Origin of the sequence: Flavobacterium sp. FlaQc-57 (assembly GCF_044007395.1) — a bacterium.
Classification (GTDB): domain Bacteria; phylum Bacteroidota; class Bacteroidia; order Flavobacteriales; family Flavobacteriaceae; genus Flavobacterium.
The window spans coordinates 271382-291044 of the sequence record NZ_JBIPDA010000003.1; the positions used below are offsets into that span (position 1 = coordinate 271382).

At 33.0% G+C, this 19663-nt stretch carries 16 protein-coding genes; 12 read left to right on the plus strand and 4 right to left on the minus strand.

Annotation, left to right across the window (positions count from 1 at the left end):
• Positions 1-69 precede the first annotated feature (69 nt).
• The 6 genes from ACHRVZ_RS12125 to ACHRVZ_RS12150 all read left to right on the plus strand — a co-directional run bounded on the left by ACHRVZ_RS12125 (position 70) and on the right by ACHRVZ_RS12150 (position 8128).
• On the plus strand, positions 70-384 hold the full coding sequence (locus tag ACHRVZ_RS12125; RefSeq protein ID WP_395422733.1) for a GIY-YIG nuclease family protein: 315 nt from the start codon (positions 70-72) through the stop codon (positions 382-384).
• A gap of 271 nt (positions 385-655) precedes the next feature.
• A complete protein-coding gene (locus ACHRVZ_RS12130) occupies positions 656-1399 on the plus strand; it encodes a rhamnogalacturonan acetylesterase (protein ID WP_395422734.1) in 744 nt (247 codons plus the stop codon).
• A 742-nt stretch (positions 1400-2141) separates the two neighbouring features.
• Positions 2142-4949 (plus strand): hypothetical protein, encoded by a 2808-nt coding sequence (locus ACHRVZ_RS12135; RefSeq protein WP_395422736.1) that lies wholly within the window; start codon positions 2142-2144, stop codon positions 4947-4949.
• Positions 4950-5009: 60 nt separating this feature from the next.
• A complete protein-coding gene (locus tag ACHRVZ_RS12140) occupies positions 5010-6317 on the plus strand; it encodes a gliding motility-associated C-terminal domain-containing protein (RefSeq protein WP_395422738.1) in 1308 nt (435 codons plus the stop codon).
• 230 nt (positions 6318-6547) lie between these two features.
• Entirely contained in the window at positions 6548-7672 is a 1125-nt protein-coding gene (locus ACHRVZ_RS12145; RefSeq protein WP_395422739.1) for an FAD-dependent monooxygenase, read from the plus strand.
• Complete coding sequence (locus tag ACHRVZ_RS12150; protein WP_395422741.1) at positions 7673-8128, plus strand: DUF3995 domain-containing protein; 456 nt, start codon at positions 7673-7675, stop codon at positions 8126-8128.
• Here ACHRVZ_RS12150 and ACHRVZ_RS12155 read toward each other — a convergent pair.
• The 3 genes from ACHRVZ_RS12155 to ACHRVZ_RS12165 form a co-directional block, all read right to left on the minus strand.
• Positions 8090-8650, minus strand: a complete 561-nt coding sequence (locus ACHRVZ_RS12155; RefSeq protein WP_395422743.1) for a helix-turn-helix transcriptional regulator — start codon at positions 8648-8650, stop codon at positions 8090-8092. The genes ACHRVZ_RS12150 and ACHRVZ_RS12155 overlap by 39 nt on opposite strands.
• 803 nt (positions 8651-9453) lie before the next feature.
• Positions 9454-10791, minus strand: coding sequence for a sigma-54-dependent transcriptional regulator (locus ACHRVZ_RS12160; RefSeq protein WP_395422744.1), 1338 nt, complete (start codon positions 10789-10791; stop codon positions 9454-9456).
• 6 nt (positions 10792-10797) lie between these two features.
• Positions 10798-11889, minus strand: a complete 1092-nt coding sequence (locus tag ACHRVZ_RS12165; protein ID WP_395422745.1) for a sensor histidine kinase — start codon at positions 11887-11889, stop codon at positions 10798-10800.
• A gap of 410 nt (positions 11890-12299) precedes the next feature.
• On the opposite strand from ACHRVZ_RS12165, the gene ACHRVZ_RS12170 reads away from it, so the two are divergent.
• From ACHRVZ_RS12170 to ACHRVZ_RS12190, 5 genes are all read left to right on the plus strand, one after another.
• Positions 12300-12842: a YcxB family protein gene (locus ACHRVZ_RS12170; RefSeq protein WP_395422747.1), complete on the plus strand. Its 543-nt coding sequence runs from the start codon at positions 12300-12302 to the stop codon at positions 12840-12842.
• Between the two features lie 248 nt (positions 12843-13090).
• The gene (locus ACHRVZ_RS12175) at positions 13091-13486 is read left to right on the plus strand and encodes a hypothetical protein (protein ID WP_395422749.1); all 396 of its coding nucleotides are present in this window, start codon (positions 13091-13093) and stop codon (positions 13484-13486) included.
• 250 nt (positions 13487-13736) lie between these two features.
• Complete coding sequence (locus tag ACHRVZ_RS12180) at positions 13737-15029, plus strand: DUF4861 domain-containing protein (protein ID WP_395422750.1); 1293 nt, start codon at positions 13737-13739, stop codon at positions 15027-15029.
• Positions 15030-15041: 12 nt separating this feature from the next.
• The gene (locus ACHRVZ_RS12185) at positions 15042-16370 is read left to right on the plus strand and encodes a glycoside hydrolase family 28 protein (RefSeq protein WP_395422751.1); all 1329 of its coding nucleotides are present in this window, start codon (positions 15042-15044) and stop codon (positions 16368-16370) included.
• Positions 16371-16676: 306 nt separating this feature from the next.
• Positions 16677-16853: a histone H1 gene (locus ACHRVZ_RS12190; RefSeq protein ID WP_089351555.1), complete on the plus strand. Its 177-nt coding sequence runs from the start codon at positions 16677-16679 to the stop codon at positions 16851-16853.
• 286 nt (positions 16854-17139) lie between these two features.
• Here ACHRVZ_RS12190 and ACHRVZ_RS12195 read toward each other — a convergent pair whose 3' ends face one another.
• Complete coding sequence (locus ACHRVZ_RS12195; RefSeq protein ID WP_395422753.1) at positions 17140-18180, minus strand: GntR family transcriptional regulator; 1041 nt, start codon at positions 18178-18180, stop codon at positions 17140-17142.
• A gap of 388 nt (positions 18181-18568) precedes the next feature.
• Between ACHRVZ_RS12195 and rhaT the strand changes: the two genes are divergently transcribed.
• Positions 18569-19618, plus strand: a complete 1050-nt coding sequence (rhaT, locus tag ACHRVZ_RS12200; protein WP_395422754.1) for an L-rhamnose/proton symporter RhaT — start codon at positions 18569-18571, stop codon at positions 19616-19618.
• The last annotated feature ends 45 nt before the right edge of the window (positions 19619-19663 follow it).

Here is a 19663-nt window from a genome sequence, read left to right on the forward strand (position 1 = left end):
AAGATTGGTAATTTCTTTGATACGTAGTGTTATACTATTTTAAAGCGTGTATATTCGTACAAAAATATCATGCTAAATGCACAAATTGGTTTTCATAGTTACTATGTTTATATCATAACAAATGAGCATCGTACCTCATTTTATATAGGTGTAACAAATAATTTAAAACAGAGGCTTGCAAAACATAAAGAAAATATAGATCTAAATGTCAACACGTTTGCAGCGAAATATAATATTCAGTTTTTAGTTTATTATGAAAAATTTACATGGATTAAGGAAGCGATAGCAAGAGAAAAAGAATTAAAGAAATGGAGAAGAGATAAGAAACTCGAATTAATCAGGAATTTTAATTCGAACTTTGATTTTCTTGATTCTTATTTCTAGCAAAATTGTTTATGATTAAAAAAAATAGACTAATAAAGTTATTTCATTTTGCCAATCTTTGTAGAGTTACGCGTGTGATTTCTCCCTTTGGTCGAAATGACAAAAATGTGGATAATTTGGATTTGTGATTAAATTTTGCACCCGATGATCGCTATCGCTCTTATCTTCCTCAGAATGATATAACTGTCCATAATCTAAGAAGTCTAAGAAGTCTAAAGTCTAAGAAGTCCAACAGTCCCAAAAAGTCCAACAATCTAAAAATCAAAAAAAAATGAAAAAATATATCTACTTAACATTACTCATCACATCGGCTTGTTTTGCACAAAACACAACACTGTATACTATTGGAGACTCAACAATGGCCAACAAAAAAGACCCGGATCGTAATCCTGAACACGGTTGGGCACAAGTATTACAGCCTTTTTTTAAAGCAAATGTTATTGTTGAAAATAAAGCTTTGAATGGTCGAAGCACAAAAAGTTTTATTAATGAAAAACGTTGGGATTCTGTTTATAAAAAACTAAAAAAAGGAGATTACGTTTTTATTGAATTCGGGCATAATGATGAAAAAATAGAAGATTCAACACGATATACCAATCCACATACGAGTTACAGATACAATCTGATTCGTTTTGTAAAAGATACCAGAGAAAAAGGAGCAATTCCGGTGCTTTTAACTTCGATTGCAAGACGCAATTTTAACGATAAAGGTGTTTTGATACCAACGCACGGAGATTATCCTTTAGAAACCAGATTGGTTGCTCAGGAATACAAAGTTCCTTTTATAGACTTAGAATATTACACAGAATTATTAGAACAATCGTACGGACCTGAAAAATCAAAACAATTGCATTTGCATTATAAGGCAGGCGAGAATAGTTATTATGATAAAGACAAAGCAGATGACACACATCTTTCGTTAAAAGGAGCTACAGCCATTGCACAAATTGTGGTGAATCAAATTCAGCTTTTAAAAGATCCTGCTATCGATAAGCTTAAGAAAGAAATTAAATAAACTCATTTTTTAAGATTGACACTTTGTGATAGTAAACAGTATTCCCTGTTAATTTGATCTTTGAAGTTCAAAATACTTGTAATTTTATGAAAGTGAGCGTAATTGTAGGCTTTCATTTTTTGTATAAAAAAAATATGGTAAAAAAGAGGAAGTGATAACTTCCTCTTTTCATTTATAATAGCCGCAATTATTTTAAAAAAAAAATAAGCAATAAAGCTTAGAAAGAATCAAATTTCACATCGTAAAGTGTAATGTGAAGAGCTTTCATTTTGAACTAAAAAAACTTTTGTTTCTTATTTATAACGTGTAATATGTTGTAATTCAGTATATTTAGTTTTTGGTAAGAAAGTATTACTCCCAAAATTATTTACTGCTCTTAATAGTAAAAAGAGTATTAAAAGCCTGTTTTAAGCTTCGGCTTAATTATAAATTTATACACACTTCAATTTTAGGCGCTTTCTTTTTTTAATAAATCGTATGATTTTATACGAGGTTATTTTTTTAATATAAGATATCACGTGTTAATTTTTAGCATTCCCCACTTCTTAAAACAATTAAGTAAAGTTATAGTTGCCATTGTTTGCTTGCTATTGATAAAGAGTAAGAAAAAAATGTCCTAATGTGTTACAATAAAGCCTTTTACAATCAAGAATTAAACAGGTTTTTGATAGAATTTTGCAATTGCTAAAATTTTAGGAAAGACCAATATAACCTGAAATTGTGTAAACTAAACTGTAGTAAAATGGAAGGAAAATTAAAAAAAAGATTACGAATTGCATTTATAATACTTGGGTTTAGTGTACTGTCACATGCTCAGGTGGGTATCGGAATACTGAATCCCTCTAATGCGGCACAATTAGATATAACTTCATCAAACAAAGGACTTCTCGTCCCAAGATTAGCTCTTATACAAACTATCAATTCAGTTCCTGTTACGGGAACAATTACAAATAGCTTATTAATTTATAATACGGCGACAACTAATGATGTAAGTCCCGGATTTTATTATTGGCAGACCAATAAATGGGTAAGGATAGTGGCGCAAAGTGATCCGGTAGTATTTAATGAAACGTTAACGACTCTGACTTATAATGGAGCAACTAATGAATTAACATATAAAGACGAAAAGGGAATTTTGAATGTGTTGCAGTTGGTAGGGCAAACCGGGCCACAAGGGCCAATAGGTATTCCCGGAAACGATGGCGCAACGGGAGCTCAAGGACCTCAGGGGCCAATAGGTTTAACCGGAGCAACAGGCGCACAAGGTATTCCCGGAAACGATGGCGCAACTGGAGCTCAAGGACCGCAGGGGCCAACAGGTTTAACCGGAGCAACAGGCACACAAGGTATTCCCGGAAACGATGGCGCAACGGGAGCTCAAGGACCTCAGGGCCCAACAGGTTTAACCGGAGCAACAGGCACACAAGGTATTCCCGGAAACGATGGCGCAACAGGAGCTCAAGGACCTCAGGGGCCAATAGGTTTAACCGGAGCAACTGGCGCACAAGGTATTCCCGGAAACGATGGTGCAACGGGAGCTCAAGGACCTCAGGGGCCAACAGGTGTAACCGGAGCAACAGGCACACAAGGTATTCCCGGAAACGATGGCGCAACGGGAGCTCAAGGACCTCAGGGGCCAATAGGTGTAACCGGAGCGACAGGTACACAAGGTATTCCCGGAAACGATGGCGCAACGGGAGCTCAAGGACCTCAGGGACCAATAGGTGTAACCGGAGCGACTGGGCCTCAAGGGATTCAGGGGATCCCTGGCAATGACGGTGCAACCGGTCCTCAGGGAGGTATTGGATTAATAATAAATGGCAGTAATACAACAGTAAGTGGAGCAGGAACAACAATCGATCCTTATAAAATTGACACACCTTCAATACCTGTGACAACAGTTGCAAATACATCAACAGTAAATAGTCTAACGACAACCGTAAACAGTACGACAGGAACGGCCGTCAACATTATCAATTCGAATGTTTTGAATGCTGCAAATGGCAGTCTGACCTCTACAGTAAACGGTGTTGCATCAACACCTGCTATACCTGTATTAATTGCAGCTAATAATGGTTTAACGGCTACAAATGGAACCGCACAACTTGGTGGTATTTTGCTGCAGCCAGTTGTAGTAACTACAAATACTACAAATACGTTGGCAGTTGCAGGTCTGCAAACTGGAGCCACTACTGATAATATAGTAGTTACAGATGCAAACGGTATTTTAAAAACGGTAACAACCGCAGCACTTAATGCAAATAACTGGAATATTCTTGGTAATGCGGGAACTGTATCCGGAACTCATTTTATAGGTACTACAGATGTGGTACAGCTTAATTTTAGAGTAGGAAATGTACCTGCAGGTAAAATTGGTACGTCACCTGGTGTATCTGCCGGTGATGCCAACACTTATTTAGGTTTAAATGCAGGCTTGGCCGATGCCGGAGTTACTCCTTCATCTACTATAATTAGAAATGTTGCTGTAGGAAATGATGCTCTTAGAGCCAGTACAGGAAGAATGAATACTGCAGTTGGCGCACGAGCTCTTGCAGCAAATACCACTGGTTTTGTAAATACAGCCTTAGGATGGAATTCTCTTTCGGGAAATACAACTGGTGCCGGAAATACAGGATTGGGAGTTCAGGCTCTTAATGTGAATTCAACCGGAGATAGCAATACCGGAATAGGTTCCGGAGCACTGCAAAATGTTACAACAGGAAGTAACAATGTTGGTGTAGGTAATCAGAGTGGATTTACGAATACAAGCGGAAGTGAAAATGTTTTTATTGGAAATTTAGCTGATGCATCGGTAAATAATCTAACCAATGTCATTGCAATAGGATCGAATGCTACAGTAGCTGCAAGCAATTCAATGGTTTTAGGCGGTACAGGTTTTAGTGCTGTAAAAGTAGGTATTGGTATTAATGCTCCAACCAATACGTTTCATGTAAAACCGCCGTCAGGTATTAATCCGGTACGTTTTGAAGGTTTACAAACCGGTTCCACAATAACAGATTTGATTGTGGTGGCAGATGCGACCGGGGTTTTAAAAACCGTGCCGCAACGTGGTAGTTTTTCATCAAAAGTACCAATATCAATTTCGGGAACTGTTGTACCGCCAGCGAAAGCGGTAACGCGAGAAAATGATTTTATTCGGTACCGTGATCTTGGTAATAATGAAATAGAAGTCGATTTTTTATACTCAGCAATCAATTCATTTGGTGGAACTTCGGGAAGTGGTGATTATTTGTTTTCTCTGCCAAACGGATATCAGTTTAATTTAACAGAGCAGCCCATCTATGCTGGTGCTATAGGTAGTAATACTTTTCCTGAAGCCGCCTATGCACTTCGGGATGTTAAAACAGTTTTTGCTTCGGCAGAAACCTTCATTACTTCCAGAGGTATTTATATCATTCCTTATAGTAGTACTCAATTTCGAATAGCCGATTTTCTTACTACTACAGGAGCAGCAATCAATGATTTGTATTTTTCTTTACTGACGAATCAATTGGTTATCGCAGGCAGGTTCACTTTTGTAAAACAGTAATACATAAAATATGCTGCAATTTTTGAAATTACCGGATTTTTTGATCAATACAAACAGGCAATGAAAAACCGCAAATTATATAAAACCGCAAAATCATCAGGTTTAGTTTCCTTGCGCAGGAACAATTCTGGTTGGGTAATAAGCATGATTATAAGTATGTTTATTTGTCAGGAAAGTAATGCTCAAGTCGTAAATCAGGGTGATATAAAGATTAATGATGGTACATTAATGTCTGTTTATTTTGACTACCAAAACAAAGTTGGTGGAAATTTCATTAATGATGGTGAAGTGTATATTTTTGAAAATTGGAACAATGAAGGTATTATTTCGTATACCAATTCCGCTAATGGTACAACATTATTTACGGGAACAACAGAGCAAATAATTGAAGGCACGCATCAATCGGATTTTCAGAATATCGTTTTCAACAATAAATCTTCTACAGTACCTTTTCATTTAGCAACTATTATTTCTGTTGGTAAAATGGCAGATTTCACAAAGGGAATTATTAATGCTGATACTTATAATGGTTTAATGATTTTTAACGAAAATGCGTTTCATAAGAATGTAAGCAGCCAAAGTTTTGTAGATGGCAGAGTCGAAAATAATGTCGATCAGCCTTTTCAATTTCCTATTGGAGATGCACTTTTTTTCAGACCGACTCTTTATACATCAAATTCGGCTGATAAAACAGCTTATACTTCTCAATACTTTTATAAAAGTGCTAGTAATCCTTATCCCTTTGAAAGTAAAGATGAAAGTATTATAACAATAAATAATGCGGAGTACTGGACGGTAACACAAGAAAAAGGTACAGAAAAAATCATACTCAGTCTTACGTTAGATGCCAATACAACTCCCGCCGCTTTTTTTGAAAGTGATCCGGAAACTGAATTGGCAATAGTACGCTGGGATGCAGTTGCAGCTAAATGGGTAAACGAAGGCGGAATATTGAGTGAACCCGTATTTGGAGAGGCTTATTCTAATTTACTCACAGGAGAAGTAGGAGGTTACGGAACTTTTACAATGGCAATTGTTAAAAAAGAAGTTGTTCCTACAGATGATTTAATTGTATACAATGCCATATCGCCAAACGGTGATGGTATAAATGATACTTTTCACATCAAAGGAATCAATAAATATCCGAATAATACTGTTGAGGTTTATAACAGATGGGGAGTAAAAGTATATGAAGCAAAATCATACAATGAAAGTGACGTCATGTTTAGTGGTTATTCTGATGGAAGAGCTACAGTAAACAGAACTGATAAACTGCCAACAGGAACCTACTTCTATACTTTGAAGTACAATAACAATAATGGTAAGACAGAAAAAAAAGCAGGATACCTCTATCTTAATAATCAATAAGATTATTCTCTTGAAGTAAAGTTTCCACTTCAATTACGCTTTTAATAATTGTCTTATTCTGTAACAATGATATCGTTTTAAGGTCAAGATTGACCAAAGTTTAGCAGAAATTTGTATCGCAAATTTTAAAGCATAGAAAAACAGACTGTTTTCGAATTCTATATTGATGGGGTTTTTCTATCCTAGCAAAAAAACGGTCTTTTAGTCTTGGCATATAAACAAAAACAATCATGGATACGTTAAGTATAATTGGAGCAGGAATTGGAGGACTGACAACAGCCCTTGTGTTGAAAGAGAGAGGAATTGATGTAACTATTTATGAAAGTGCCGAAGCAATAAAACCTGTTGGCGGCGGAATAATGATGGCGAATAATGCCATGCAGATTTTTAAGAAACTAGGCATTCATAATAAAATTGAAAGTGCCGGCAATAAAATTTCCTTTTTAAATATCACAGATTCGCAGCTTAATAGTATTTCTAAAGTAGATTTGACCGAATATGAAAAAGAGTACGGAGTGTCTAATATTGCCATTCATAGAGGAGAATTGCAAAAAATATTGGCAGATGAATTGGGTTATGATAAGATAAAGTTGTCCAAAAAACTTTCCGGAATTGAAAAAGGATCTCCTTTTAAACTGACTTTTGAAGACCAAACAACAATAGAAAGCAAAATTGTAATTGGAGCAGATGGAATAAAATCAGTAGTTCGAAATCAACTTTTTGAAAAAAGCATTTTACGCGATGCGAACCAAATTTGCTGGAGAGGAATTTGCGAAATCGATCTGCCTTCTAAATATCACAACGAACTTAACGAAGCCTGGGGAAAAGGAAAAAGATTTGGCTTCGTAAAAATTAGTGATAGCAAAGTATATTGGTTTGCTTTGACAAATTCAAAAAATATAAATGCAAAAGAAGTTGTGCTAACTGAAATGTTTAGTGATTTTCATCCGGATATCTTAGAAATTATTGCGGCAACAAATAAGGAGCAAATCATAATAAACAGTATTTTTGACCTGAAGCCAATAAAGAAATGGTACGATGAAAATATTTGTCTAATTGGAGATGCAGCCCACGCCACAACTCCAAATTTAGGACAAGGTGCTTGCCAGGCAGTGGAAGACGCATATGCTTTGGGTAAATTGATCGATAGCGGACTTACTATTGAAGGCTGTTTTGAAGAATATCAAAATGTACGACAGAAAAAAGTAAATACCGTCGTAAGTACAAGTTGGAAAATTGGAAAAATGGCACACTTAGAAAATAGTTTTGCCATCTGGACGCGCAATATTATGATGCGTAATTTTCCAAAATCAGCCAATAAAAAACAAATGGATAAATTATTTAATCTGGACTAAATGACAACAATAATTGCAATACTCTTATTTTTAATTTTTCTATTTCTTTCAGGAATTCATTTTTACTGGGGCTTTGGCGGAAAATGGGCATATGGCGCTGTAATTCCAACTACAAGCGACAACGTAAAAGTGATGCACCCAAGTGTTTTTTCAACATTTGTTGTAGCGTTGGGTTTGTTGGCTTTTGGATTGATAGCCTTAATGAACGGAATAACTTTAAGTATTGAATTTCCTTCATGGAGTAAAGTGATTTTCGATTATGGACTTTGGGTAATTGCTGGAATTTTTACTTTACGCGCCATAGGAGATTTTAATTATGTTGGTTTTTTCAAGAAAAGCAGACAGACAAACTTTGCACAAAATGATACAAAATATTATTCGCCATTATGTTTGATAATTGTTATTTTGGTAATGCTATTAGCAGGGCATCATACCAAAATGCTCTTTAAATTTTGATGCGAAATAAGAATTGTTTGTAAAGTGCAATCTATCAGAAACCTGAGAAATTGATAATTGTTTGTTTTCAAGAAGTTCTTTGGCTAGCAGTAATTTGTTATCCATAAAAAATGAATTGGGTGTTGCGCCGGTTATTTTTTTGAATAAACTTTTAAATTTTGATTCTGACATATTGGCTCTATTGGCCATGATTGCAATGCTTGGAAATGGATTTTCAATATTTTTGATTAAATACTTTTGTGCTTCAATAATATTAGCAAGATCTGATTGATCAACAGTTTGAATAATAATTTTGTTCATCGCTATTTTTTTTAAATAATTAGAAATTAGCATATGAACCGTTCCAACTAAGTTCAGATCGAAGATTGGTCCTCCAACTTTAATTTTGCGTAAATCACTTAGTAAATGATAACTGTCGCTGCTCATTCGGTCAAACCGAATCATAGTATTTTTTTTAGGATCAATTACTTTGTGTAAATTATTTAGAATAATATTATTTTTTTGAGCAAATGTTTCGATCATTGCTTTTTTTATAAAAATGCAGAGCGCAAATGTATTACTGCCTGATTTTACATAGTAATTTGATTCTAACGAACCATCGATAACAGACAAATTGTATTGCCATCTGCCAACATCATAGAGAGAATTATTTGTAGTTAATTTAGCATTACCTTCTGTTAGATTATAGTAGATTCCTATAAAATCATTCGTTAAGTTTTTTTGAATCAGATGGAGGTTTTTATTATAAACGACGTCGATGTAATAGGCGATTATGCCTTCTCCGCAGTCTAGTACATAACGTGTTCCAGAAAGAAGAGTCTCCGGACATACGATGAAATTTCCATCAATTTTTCCGTTAAGCTGTTTAGCAAATGGTTCAACCCATCCAAGGTCTGCGCCATAGGAATGTATTATTTTTTTTACAAATTTTGCTTTTGGAATTATAAAGTTAATGTTTTTTTGTGTTAAAGATTTGTTTTATTATCCGTTTTACTGCTAAAATGATAATAATTGCTAAAAAACTAATTTCTGTGTTTTTCAAAAATGTGGTACTTGATTTATTGTATTGTAATGATATTTGCATTATTCTGTTACTATTTGGGCTTATACAGGGCAAAGTATGTGCCTAAAAATATTTACATTACTTAATTTGTTAATTTTCAGAGCGATATGAATTGAGTGGTAAAAAATGATGTTTTTTTGTGGTGGTAATTTCGTATCACCTGCGGAATTATTACACTTTTTTATCGGGAATAGGAGATAAAAAAAATGAGAGACGAAAAGTCCCTCATAAAACAATTTTTTTATTGCCTGAATAAGATGTTTTATTGATTTGTCATTTTTTGATTTAAAGTCTTACGGTCTATTTGTAATATTTTTGCTGCTTTAGATTTGTTGTTGCCCATAGCAGTTAATACTCTTGAAATTTGCTCTTTTTCATATTCCTTCAACGATTTGAAAATCTCGCCAGTTTCAGGAACATGATATTTTAAATGTTCAGGAACCTGCTGAATGTCTATTGTATCATCACTCATGATAATCATTCGCTGAATTATATTCTCGAGTTCTCTTACATTTCCCGGCCACGAATAACGCAGCAAGATTTCGATTACTTTTCCATCAATACCAATATTCGGTTTGTGGTACTCATTGGCATATTTTATTATAAAATTGTTTATCAGAAGCGGAATGTCCTCTTTTCGCTCTTTCAGTGGAGTCGTTTTGATATTTACGACATTAATTCTATAATATAAATCTTCTCTAAAAGTGCCATTTAGAACCATCTGATATAAATCATTATTGGTAGCTGATAGTATTCTTACATTTATTTTTTCCGGATTTGTAGCACCAACCTTAGTAATTTCTTTTTCCTGAAGCACGCGTAAAAGCCTTGTTTGAACAGACATCGGTGCTATGCCAATTTCATCTAAAAATAATGTTCCTCCTGCAGCTGCCTGAAAAATACCTGTTTTTGATTCCGCTGCACCGGTAAATGCACCTTTAACATATCCAAACAATTCTGATTCTATTAGGTTTTCCGGAATACCGGCGCAATTCACGGCAATAAAAGGCATATTCGCAAATGTACCGTTAGAATGAATCGCTCTGGCAATAAGTTCTTTTCCGGTTCCGCTTTCGCCCTCAATTAAAACACTTACTTTATTATTGGTTACACGTTTTATTACTTCGATCAAATCTTTATGATGGTGAGATGATCCAACAATGCCGGAATAGTTGTTCTCTGTTTCTGATAGAATTGATGCGCTTGGTATTTTTTTTAAATTGAATTCTGATTTTTCAAAAGAGCTTTTTATTGCTGCAAAAAGCTCGTCACTTGTAAAGGGTTTTGATAAATAATCTAAAGCCCCTGATTTTAGTGCTGTAACAGCATTATGAACATTATGTAATCCGCTTATGACTAATTTTGGTATTAAAGGAAAATGCTCCTCAGTATATTTTAGTAATTCAACGCCGTTTACTTCTGGCATATGAAGATCTGTAATTAGCAAATCGATAGTTGCGTATTTTAAAACAGCAATAGCTTCGTTGACAGATGATGCTTTATAAGTACGATACTTAAATGTTCTTAGATGACGTTCAAGTAAGTGGAGCATATCGTCGTTATCATCTACAATAAGTATATTTTCTTTTTTTAGATTCATTTTGTATTAAGTTATAGGTAATCGTATTGTAAAAATGGTTCCTTTTGGGAAGTTGTCTTTTATTATAATTTCTCCATTGTGATTTTCAACTATTCCGTGTACAACACTAAGGCCCAATCCTAATCCTTCCTTCGAAGGTTTAGTGGTAAAGAAAGGCTCAAAAATTTTGTGTCGAATAGCGACAGGTATTCCCATGCCTTGATCCTCAATTGTGATGTAGATATTTAGGTCATCACTGTCAATAATTAACTTGATAATACTCTTATTGGGCGAAATATAAATAGCATTCAGGAGCAGGTTAAAAAGAACCTGAGTAATTTGTATGGAATCAATATTGGCAGTGAGATCGTCATTTTTAAAGAATACCTCATTTTTAATTTCTTTTTTCTGGAAGTTTTGTTTTAAAAAAGATAAAGCAAAAGTGACCAATGGCTTAAGTTTGGTTGGTTCTAACTGTTGCGGCATTTCACAGGAAAAGAACATAAGTTTTTTTATAATTTCACGCGAGTAGATGACAGAGTTTATCAAAATAGAAATGTCAGAAGTAATTTCTGGATCGGTATTACTGTCCTTAATAAGTTCTGCAAATCCTAAGATATTTGCCAAAGGAGTATTGAGTTCATGTGCTATCCCTGCAGTCATTTCGCCAAGTAATGACAATCGGTCCATTCGCTCAATAGTTTGTCTAAGCAGCGCTTTTTTTTCCAGATTTTGGAATTTTTCTATGTAGGTTTCAATTTCATAAGCTATCGTATGAAGCAGCTTTTGTTCATCATCAAGAAAGTCTTCAATTGTGTATTTAGTAGCGGGATAATGTACTCTTATAAAACCTGCAGCAGTATTAAAAATAGTAATCGAACTACATTGAAATATAGTAGTACCTGGGATTTTTGCGGTCGATAAATGCAAGTTCTGAATGTTGATTTCGACTATAGCATCATTGTTAAAACGCCATGCCTTTTTTGTGCTTGAAATTATTTTTTTCAGAACCTCTTTTTTAAAAGAATCAGAGTGTGATATTATTTTTGAAATCTCATAAAGACAAGTAAGTTCTTTTACTCTTTCTTTGAGTTTTTCGTCTGTTGTAATGAAATTCATTTTATAGGAAATTATTTGCAATCAATTTAAATCGCAATCAAAAATAAGTAAATATTTAAGGCAACAAAGAAAAATGATTATTTAATTAACTATTTGAAAATAAACTAAATACATTTTATTATTTAGTCTTATTCTGATATTTTTTTGACTTATAAAGGTTTGTTTGTAAAGAAAAATACACGATAAATTTGTGAGAAAAAGTTTAGGATTGAAACAAACCTTCTTATTGTCTCTTTTTTTACTTTTAGATTGTTTTTCATAGTCGGTTTTAGAATTATGTTCAAAGTAAAAAAAGTCTTATTCTGATATATTATTAACTTGATTAGGGAGTTGAACCTTTTTTTCTATACTATTTTTGCTTTTAGTCTAACCACAAGATTTTTACAAAAACAATACTTAATCGTAAGAACATGAATGCAGCTAATTTTTCTTTAGAGTTCAAATTAGATAGGATTGAAATACATAAGTTAAACAGAATGTATTTTAAAGATCTATATAAAAAAAGAGTAATGTTCTTTTTGGCCATTCTTTTATTTACAGCTATTTTTTTTGATTTCTTTAATTTAAGGAGTGACAATGATTTTATTCAATGGACAGTGGGCAGTTTAATTCTTGTAATTCTTTTTTTGCTTTTTCATTACTCGTTGGTAGATGTGATTTGTAAAATGACGTTTCAGCTCATTAAAAGATTATTGAAATTTGATCGATTTATAAAAAAATACAAATTTAGTTTTACTAATTCCTTTATATGCATTCGTTCGCCGCTTGGCGTATTCAGACACGAATGGAATCGTATTGAAAAGGCAATTCTAACAAAAGACTTCTTGTTTTTGTATGTAAAAGATAAAAACGCTTACATTATTTCAATTTCAAATAACTATAATAATAGCAGGCAGATGAACGAACTAATTTCTTTTGTAAATAAGAATGTGACTCAAATTACAAAAATCTAATACAAACAAATACTTCAAAATAAACCTTATTCTACTGGTTTTATGACGTTTTGTGTAGGCTCGCTAAAGTAGAATCGGCATATCTTTGCATCTCAATTCTAGGTATTTAACTTTAATGATGTCAGCAGTTTAGCTGGTGAGGTAAGTTTGAAAAAATCCTGGAATAAAATTTAAATGTCTTTTAAAGAAATTAGAGAATGGAAAAGGAGAGAGTTTTAGTCTGCGATAATAAAAAGATCTTTTTAAAAATGTTCAAAAGAAAATTCGATAATGATTTCGAATTTACTGAAAGTAGTTTTTTTAAAGAAAATAAAACAGAAATTAAAGATTTTGAACGCTTTATATATGTTATCTACGATAAGAGTGAATTAATTCAATTTTTAAAGATGGGTAAAAAAGAGAATAATGTTTTAGTTTGCTTATTCGATAAGCAATTATATGATAGCATGTCTTTTTTGGAAGAAAAGAACAGTTTAATTTTATTAGACAGTAACAAAACAAGAGTTGAAATTATCAAAGATTTAAAAGCGTATTTTAGTAAACCAGACCCGGCGCCGCAAATAGCTAAGGAGATGTTTCCAACTTCAAATTACCTTCAATCACAATTTAATGGTTTTTATAAAGCCTTATTTTTTCTTATGTAGTTTGAAAGACTTGTATATAATACCGTTATAATATTTGTAAAAGTATTTCAGTTAAACTGAATCGAATTTTTTAAAGAAGGATATAAGATTAACTCTTATATACTTCTTTTTTGTTTTATACTTTTTGCTCCGCACAAGTATTTTCCACTAAACTAATGGCGTCAATTAGAGTAACAATTTCGTTATAAAAGAACTTTTTTATTTGTACCAAATGGTCTAAATTGTTGAAAAAATAAAAAGGGAAAAAGTAATGAAAAATACAATTAAACTTTGTTTGTCCAGTACAATGTTATTAATGGTTTTTGCAAACGGTAATGCACAACAGAAAGCAGTAAGTGAGAAAGTTATTTTGAAGAACACGACAAAATTACCATTGCCACAAGCCGCAATTTCGATAAAAAGAAATCAATTTTCATTGAAAGAAACAACAAATAGATTTCCTCTTTTAATATATAAAAAGGATACAATTCCCGCACAGATTAACGACCTGAATGGAGATGGAAAATGGGATGAACTTTTTTTAGTGACAGATTTTTCTCCAAACGAAAAAAAAATAGTAGAATTAAAGTGGTCTGAAACCGATCCTAAATTTCCAATAAAAACGAGTGTTCGATTTGGTAAAAGAGAAGGTAAAAATCTACCGGTTCACCCTGCAACCGAAGAAGTTTTAATGGCCAATCAAGTACATAAAAAACTGGGGTACCAAAAATACCAAACCGATGGACCAACTTGGGAAAATGATAAAGTAGGTTTTAGGCATTATTTGGACGGAAGAAATTCTAAAGATGTTTTCGGAAAAAAAATACCTGCAATTACACCTGAAGATGTGGGTATTAACAGTAAAGGAGCAGTTGAAGATAATTATCACGTAATGTACGATTGGGGAAGAGATATTTTTCCGGTTGGGAACTCCGCTGGTTTGGGAGGTTATGCATTGCTGATTGATAATGAAGTAAAAAGATTAGGGATTATTGCCAGTGATACCTTAAATAACGTCGAGAAAACAACCTTTAAAATTGTAGCTGAAGGACCTGTAAATTCAGTTTTAAGCTATAATTATTACAATTGGAAAGCTTCCGGCAATAAATACCAAGTTCAGGAAACTACTTCGATCTGGCCCGGAATGTATGGTTTTAAGAATACCGTTGTGATTAATGGAATCAAAGGAAAAGAAACGTTTCTGGTTGCACTTTCTAATTTAAACAATAAAAATCCATTAAAAGTAATTGAAGCCGGAGATTGGGTTTGTCTTATTCAACACGATTATTTAACCTACGAGCGTCAATGGATTTTGGGAACTGCTATTTTAGTTCCTAAAAATATTTATAAAGGATATATTGAAGCTCCAAAAACAGGGCAATTAACAGATTCGTACTTAGCAAAATTGTCGGTAGTAAACAATAAAGAGATTTCTTATTACGCGATTGCAGGTTGGGAATTAAGTGCCGACAAGAACTTTAAAGATGCCACATATTTTGCCAATTATGTTACAACTCTCGCAAAACAACTTTCGGCAAAAATAAAGGTTGAAGTTGTAAAATAAACAGTAAAAAAAATGATAAGACTTTTGACTTTGATGATGTGTATTCTTGGGTTCTCTCAAAGTGTAACATCCCAAAAAAGTAATGACAGTACATTTCCGGATGGAACCGTAATTTCGCCATGGTTCAAAGATTCAAACAAAATTCAGCTTAAAGAACTAGGTAAGAAATATACAATCACAGATTTTGAGGTATCAAATGATAGTCTAAAAATTCAGACCGCTGCCATACAAAATGTTATTGATAAAGCGGCAGCAAATGGAGGCGGCGTAATAATAATTCCAAAAGGTGTTTTTTTGAGCGGGGCATTATTTTTTAAGCCAAAAACAAGTTTATATGTTTCAGAGGGAGGCGTTTTAAAAGGCTCAGACAATATTACGGATTATCCTATTATGCCATCGCGAATAGAAGGTCAGAATCTGGATTATTTTCCGGCATTGGTAAATGCTTATGGAGTAGACCATTTTTCAATATCGGGCAAAGGAACAATAAACGGAAATGGTTCAAAGTATTGGGAGGCATTTTGGCAACGACGCAAAGAAAATCCCGATTGTACTAATTTAGAAGTATCCAGACCCAGACTGATCTTTATTTGGAACTCAAACAACATACAGCTTCAGGACGTAAAATTGATCAATTCAGGATTTTGGACTTCTCATTTTTATAACTGTAATAATGTGAAAGTAATCGATTTGTTTATTTTCTCACCGCATTTAAAATTAAAAGCACCAAGCACTGATGCCATAGATATTGATGTGTGCACTAACTTTTTAGTTAAAGGCTGTTATATGTCTGTAAACGACGATGCAATTGCGTTAAAAGGAGGAAAAGGCCCGTACGCAGACCAGGATAAAAATAATGGAGCAAATACGAATATTATTATCGAAGACTGCAATTTTGGATTCTGTCATTCAGCATTAACAAGTGGGAGCGAAGCAATTTATAACAAAAATGTAATAATGCGCAATTGTAAAATAAAAGGAGCTTCGCGATTATTATGGCTTAAAATGAGACCTGACACACCTCAAAAATATGAATACATCAGGGTAGAAAACATAAAAGGAGAAGCAACAACCTGTTTGGCAATTTTTGCATGGAAACAATTTTTTGATTTAAAAGGGCGATCAGATATTCCGCTTTCATACGGGGATCATATCACATTAAGAAATATAGAGCTGAAATGCGATACATTTTACGGAGTAGAAAAAGATCCAAATGTTCGTTTGTCTAATTTTACATTTGAAAATTTAAAGATCGAAACAGTCAAAAGTAAAATTGATAAAAGCATTATAAGTGGTACAACTTTTAAAAATGTTACGATTAACGGAGAACAAATTGAGTAAATTTTCCTCAATGAAACCTGTTTTTAGAACTTCGGGAATGAAGAAATAAGAATATTTTAGATAATTTTAAGAGAAAAGCATATTCTGGACGAATTTTTTTTTAATACCGCCAAAAATAAAATGTTTTGGGTTTTTTGAAATAAGTTACTGACTATTAGTTCGTTGCTTTTCTGAGAATAAAAAAAAACTTAGTAGTAAATTTAATGTTAAGTTGAAGGTCGAAAAACAAGGATAAATTTAACAGCAAAATTGTTGTAACTACCATTCAAACTTTTATTTTTGCGCCTTAATTTAATAATTATAAGCATGAAAGATCTATTAGTAAAAATCAACGCCGAAATTGAAGCATTTAAAGCAGAGGCTGAATCATTAACTGAAAAAGGTGTTAAAGCTGCTGGACCAAGAGCACGTAAATCAACTTTAGAAATTGAAAAACTTTTAAAAGAGTTTAGAAAAGTTTCTATCGAAGAATCAAAAAAATAATATTTTTGTTTACAAAAAATGACCTCGTTTAATGCATTTTAAACGAGGTTTTTTTATGGTTTTATTTTGTCATTTTGAGGAACAAGAAATTTACCGCAGAGAACGCTAAGTTTTTTTTATTCTTAGCTTTTATAAAAAGGCAAAGTTCGCAAAGCTAGGTCAATACGAAGCTTTGCGAACTTTGTACTTTTAGAAGCATTCTTAGATGAAAATCTTTGCCGTTTTGTACCTTTGTACCTTTGTACCTTTGTACCTTTGTACCTCTGAACTTCTGTACCTTTGTTCCTTAGATAGAATTTCTATCAATAAAATTAAAAGGAACCTTAACTTGTCCTTTTTCTTTATTCAAAATCATTCTGGCAGCAGTTTCTCCCATCACATTAAAATCGGTGGACATAACTGTAATACCTAACAATTCTTTAAGAGGTGTGTCATTATAGGAGATTACACCAATATCTTTTCCTAAAACATATTCTTCATCACGAATTTGTTTCATTAAATTAACCAAGTCAGATTCTTCAATAGTAATAAATAAATCTCCTTTTTTGAGAATCATATCATCATAAACCTCGCTCAGAATTTCGAAATTAATTTCGTGCTCAACGCAAAACTTTCTAAATCCATGTAAAATTCTTCTCGGATAAGGATAAACAGCCTTTTCAGGATAAACCAGAATTAATTTTTTGTACTTTGATATCTTCGCAATTCCTTCTTTCAAAGCATTGTAAATATCGTTTTCAAAATCCTGATAAATTTTAATGATTTCGCCATCCATTCCTAATTTGATGTTATCCATTAGGACAAGTTTATCTTCAGGGATTTTTTGGATTGCTTTGGCCACTTCATCTGTAAAACTTAGATGTTTTAATTCGTCAGTTTTAAAATGAGTTGTTATAACATAGTAATCGTATGCACCTTCAAATTTATCAAGTAAATTCAGGAAAAGTGTTTCGTCGCAATGATAAATATGAAGATCGGTATGTGCGTTGGCACCAAGTGTATTAATAAATGAGCTGTACGTTTTCATTTTGTACGCACTTACTTTATTAATCAAAAACAAGATATTGACTTTAGATTCAAGCTTCGTTCTCGTTATATAATAACCTTTTCCTCTGATAGATGAAATGATTTTTCGTTCTTTTAGAATATTATAAGCTTTTTCGACAGTATCTCTCGACATATAAAATTCCTCGCTAAAGCTATTTATTGACGGAATTTTTTGATTTATTTTTAAATTTCCATTTGCAATATTCTGCAAGATAGAGTCTACAATTTGTTTGTATTTGGGTACTCTGGAATCTTCGTCTATTTTAATAAGTTCAATCATGGTCTTTTTGGGCAAATTATATCTGTTTAAAGGTATAGAGATATAATTCTAAATTACATTAAAAAAAATCGCTCAAAAACATCCCAATTTTTCAGTTAATAAGGGATTCCTACAAAAACCTGCGAAATTACTAACGCTTAGTTTGTATTTTGTAAGATTTGTTAATTTGTTCCTTATTGCGGATATAATAATTGCGAAATCGATTGCTAAAATAGAAATTTTAAATTTATATTTCCAATATTATCGAGTTGTTCTTTGTAATAATATTTAGTTTTAACATAATTACCAAAACCATAAAGGATAGTACAGGACAGTTTTCTTTTTTACATTCTATTATTTTACAAAACCAAACTAACTTACCAAACTAACCAAAAAACAAAAAGAATAAATGGAGTCATTATTAGGAATTATTTTTCATTCTATCGGAGGTTTTTCTTCAGGTAGTTTTTATATGCCTTTTAAAAAAGTTAAAGATTGGGCTTGGGAAAGCTACTGGATCGTTGGAGGTTTTTTCTCTTGGTTAATAGTTCCGCCAATTGCCGCTTATTTAACGATTCCAAATTTTATTGAAATAATAGTTACAGCATCTCCAACCATAAAAGCCTTCACATTTACAATGGGATTGATTTGGGGAGTGGGAGGATTGACATATGGTTTAGGAGTTCGTTATTTAGGAATGTCTTTAGGAAACTCTATTACGTTAGGTTTTTGCTCCGCTTTTGGTGCCTTAGTTCCTTCTATTTATTACGATTTATATCCAACCGAGGGGAAAATTTCATTCAGCGATATGCTTACTAATTCAGGCGGGCGTTTAGTTTTATTGGGTGTAGCTGTTTGTCTTATAGGTATTGCTATATCTGGAAAAGCCGGAATGCTTAAAGAAAAAGATTTTGCCGTAGGTCATGAAGATAAAGACAAAGATTTTAATCTGGTTAAAGGTTTAATAATAGCTGTTATTTCAGGTATTTTAAGTTCGTTTTTTAATTACGGAATCGAAGCCGGAAAGCCAATGGCAGAAACAGCTGTAAACTATGGTTGCAATCCATTATTTCAAAACAACGTTACCTATATTGTTTTGATGTGGGGAGGTTTAACTACCAATTTTATCTGGTGTATGTATCTCAATTTTAAAAACAAAACATTCTCAGATTATACCAATAAAAAAACACCTATTGCTAAAAACGTACTCTTTTCGGGTATTGCAGGAACAATGTGGTTTTTACAGTTTTTCTTCTACGGAATGGGAGAAAGCAAATTAGGAAACGGGGCAAGTTCATGGATTTTGCACATGGCAACGATTATTCTAACAGCAAATTTATGGGGCTTTTATTTGAAAGAATGGTCAGGAGTTTCTAAAAAAACAATCACAACTTTTGGGGTTGGAATTGGATTAATTATGCTTTCGATTGTTTTGGTGGGAATAGGGAATTCATTATAAAATACAGAAAATAAATATTTAATAAAGCATGTCGAATACAACAAC

Bases quoted from the DNA above. Each gene is read 5' to 3' on its own strand.
- ACHRVZ_RS12135 (WP_395422736.1), top strand. From the start codon at position 2,142: ATGGAAGGAAAATTAAAAAAAAGATTACGAATTGCATTTATAATACTT.
- ACHRVZ_RS12195 (WP_395422753.1), bottom strand. From the start codon at position 18,180: ATGATTGAACTTATTAAAATAGACGAAGATTCCAGAGTACCCAAATAC.
- ACHRVZ_RS12190 (WP_089351555.1), top strand. From the start codon at position 16,677: ATGAAAGATCTATTAGTAAAAATCAACGCCGAAATTGAAGCATTTAAA.
- rhaT (WP_395422754.1), top strand. From the start codon at position 18,569: ATGGAGTCATTATTAGGAATTATTTTTCATTCTATCGGAGGTTTTTCT.
- ACHRVZ_RS12165 (WP_395422745.1), bottom strand. From the start codon at position 11,889: ATGAATTTCATTACAACAGACGAAAAACTCAAAGAAAGAGTAAAAGAA.
- ACHRVZ_RS12185 (WP_395422751.1), top strand. From the start codon at position 15,042: ATGATAAGACTTTTGACTTTGATGATGTGTATTCTTGGGTTCTCTCAA.
- ACHRVZ_RS12155 (WP_395422743.1), bottom strand. From the start codon at position 8,650: ATGATCGAAACATTTGCTCAAAAAAATAATATTATTCTAAATAATTTA.
- ACHRVZ_RS12140 (WP_395422738.1), top strand. From the start codon at position 5,010: ATGAAAAACCGCAAATTATATAAAACCGCAAAATCATCAGGTTTAGTT.
- ACHRVZ_RS12145 (WP_395422739.1), top strand. From the start codon at position 6,548: ATGGATACGTTAAGTATAATTGGAGCAGGAATTGGAGGACTGACAACA.
- ACHRVZ_RS12170 (WP_395422747.1), top strand. From the start codon at position 12,300: ATGAATGCAGCTAATTTTTCTTTAGAGTTCAAATTAGATAGGATTGAA.
- ACHRVZ_RS12175 (WP_395422749.1), top strand. From the start codon at position 13,091: ATGTTCAAAAGAAAATTCGATAATGATTTCGAATTTACTGAAAGTAGT.
- ACHRVZ_RS12125 (WP_395422733.1), top strand. From the start codon at position 70: ATGCTAAATGCACAAATTGGTTTTCATAGTTACTATGTTTATATCATA.
- ACHRVZ_RS12180 (WP_395422750.1), top strand. From the start codon at position 13,737: ATGAAAAATACAATTAAACTTTGTTTGTCCAGTACAATGTTATTAATG.
- ACHRVZ_RS12130 (WP_395422734.1), top strand. From the start codon at position 656: ATGAAAAAATATATCTACTTAACATTACTCATCACATCGGCTTGTTTT.
- ACHRVZ_RS12150 (WP_395422741.1), top strand. From the start codon at position 7,673: ATGACAACAATAATTGCAATACTCTTATTTTTAATTTTTCTATTTCTT.
- ACHRVZ_RS12160 (WP_395422744.1), bottom strand. From the start codon at position 10,791: ATGAATCTAAAAAAAGAAAATATACTTATTGTAGATGATAACGACGAT.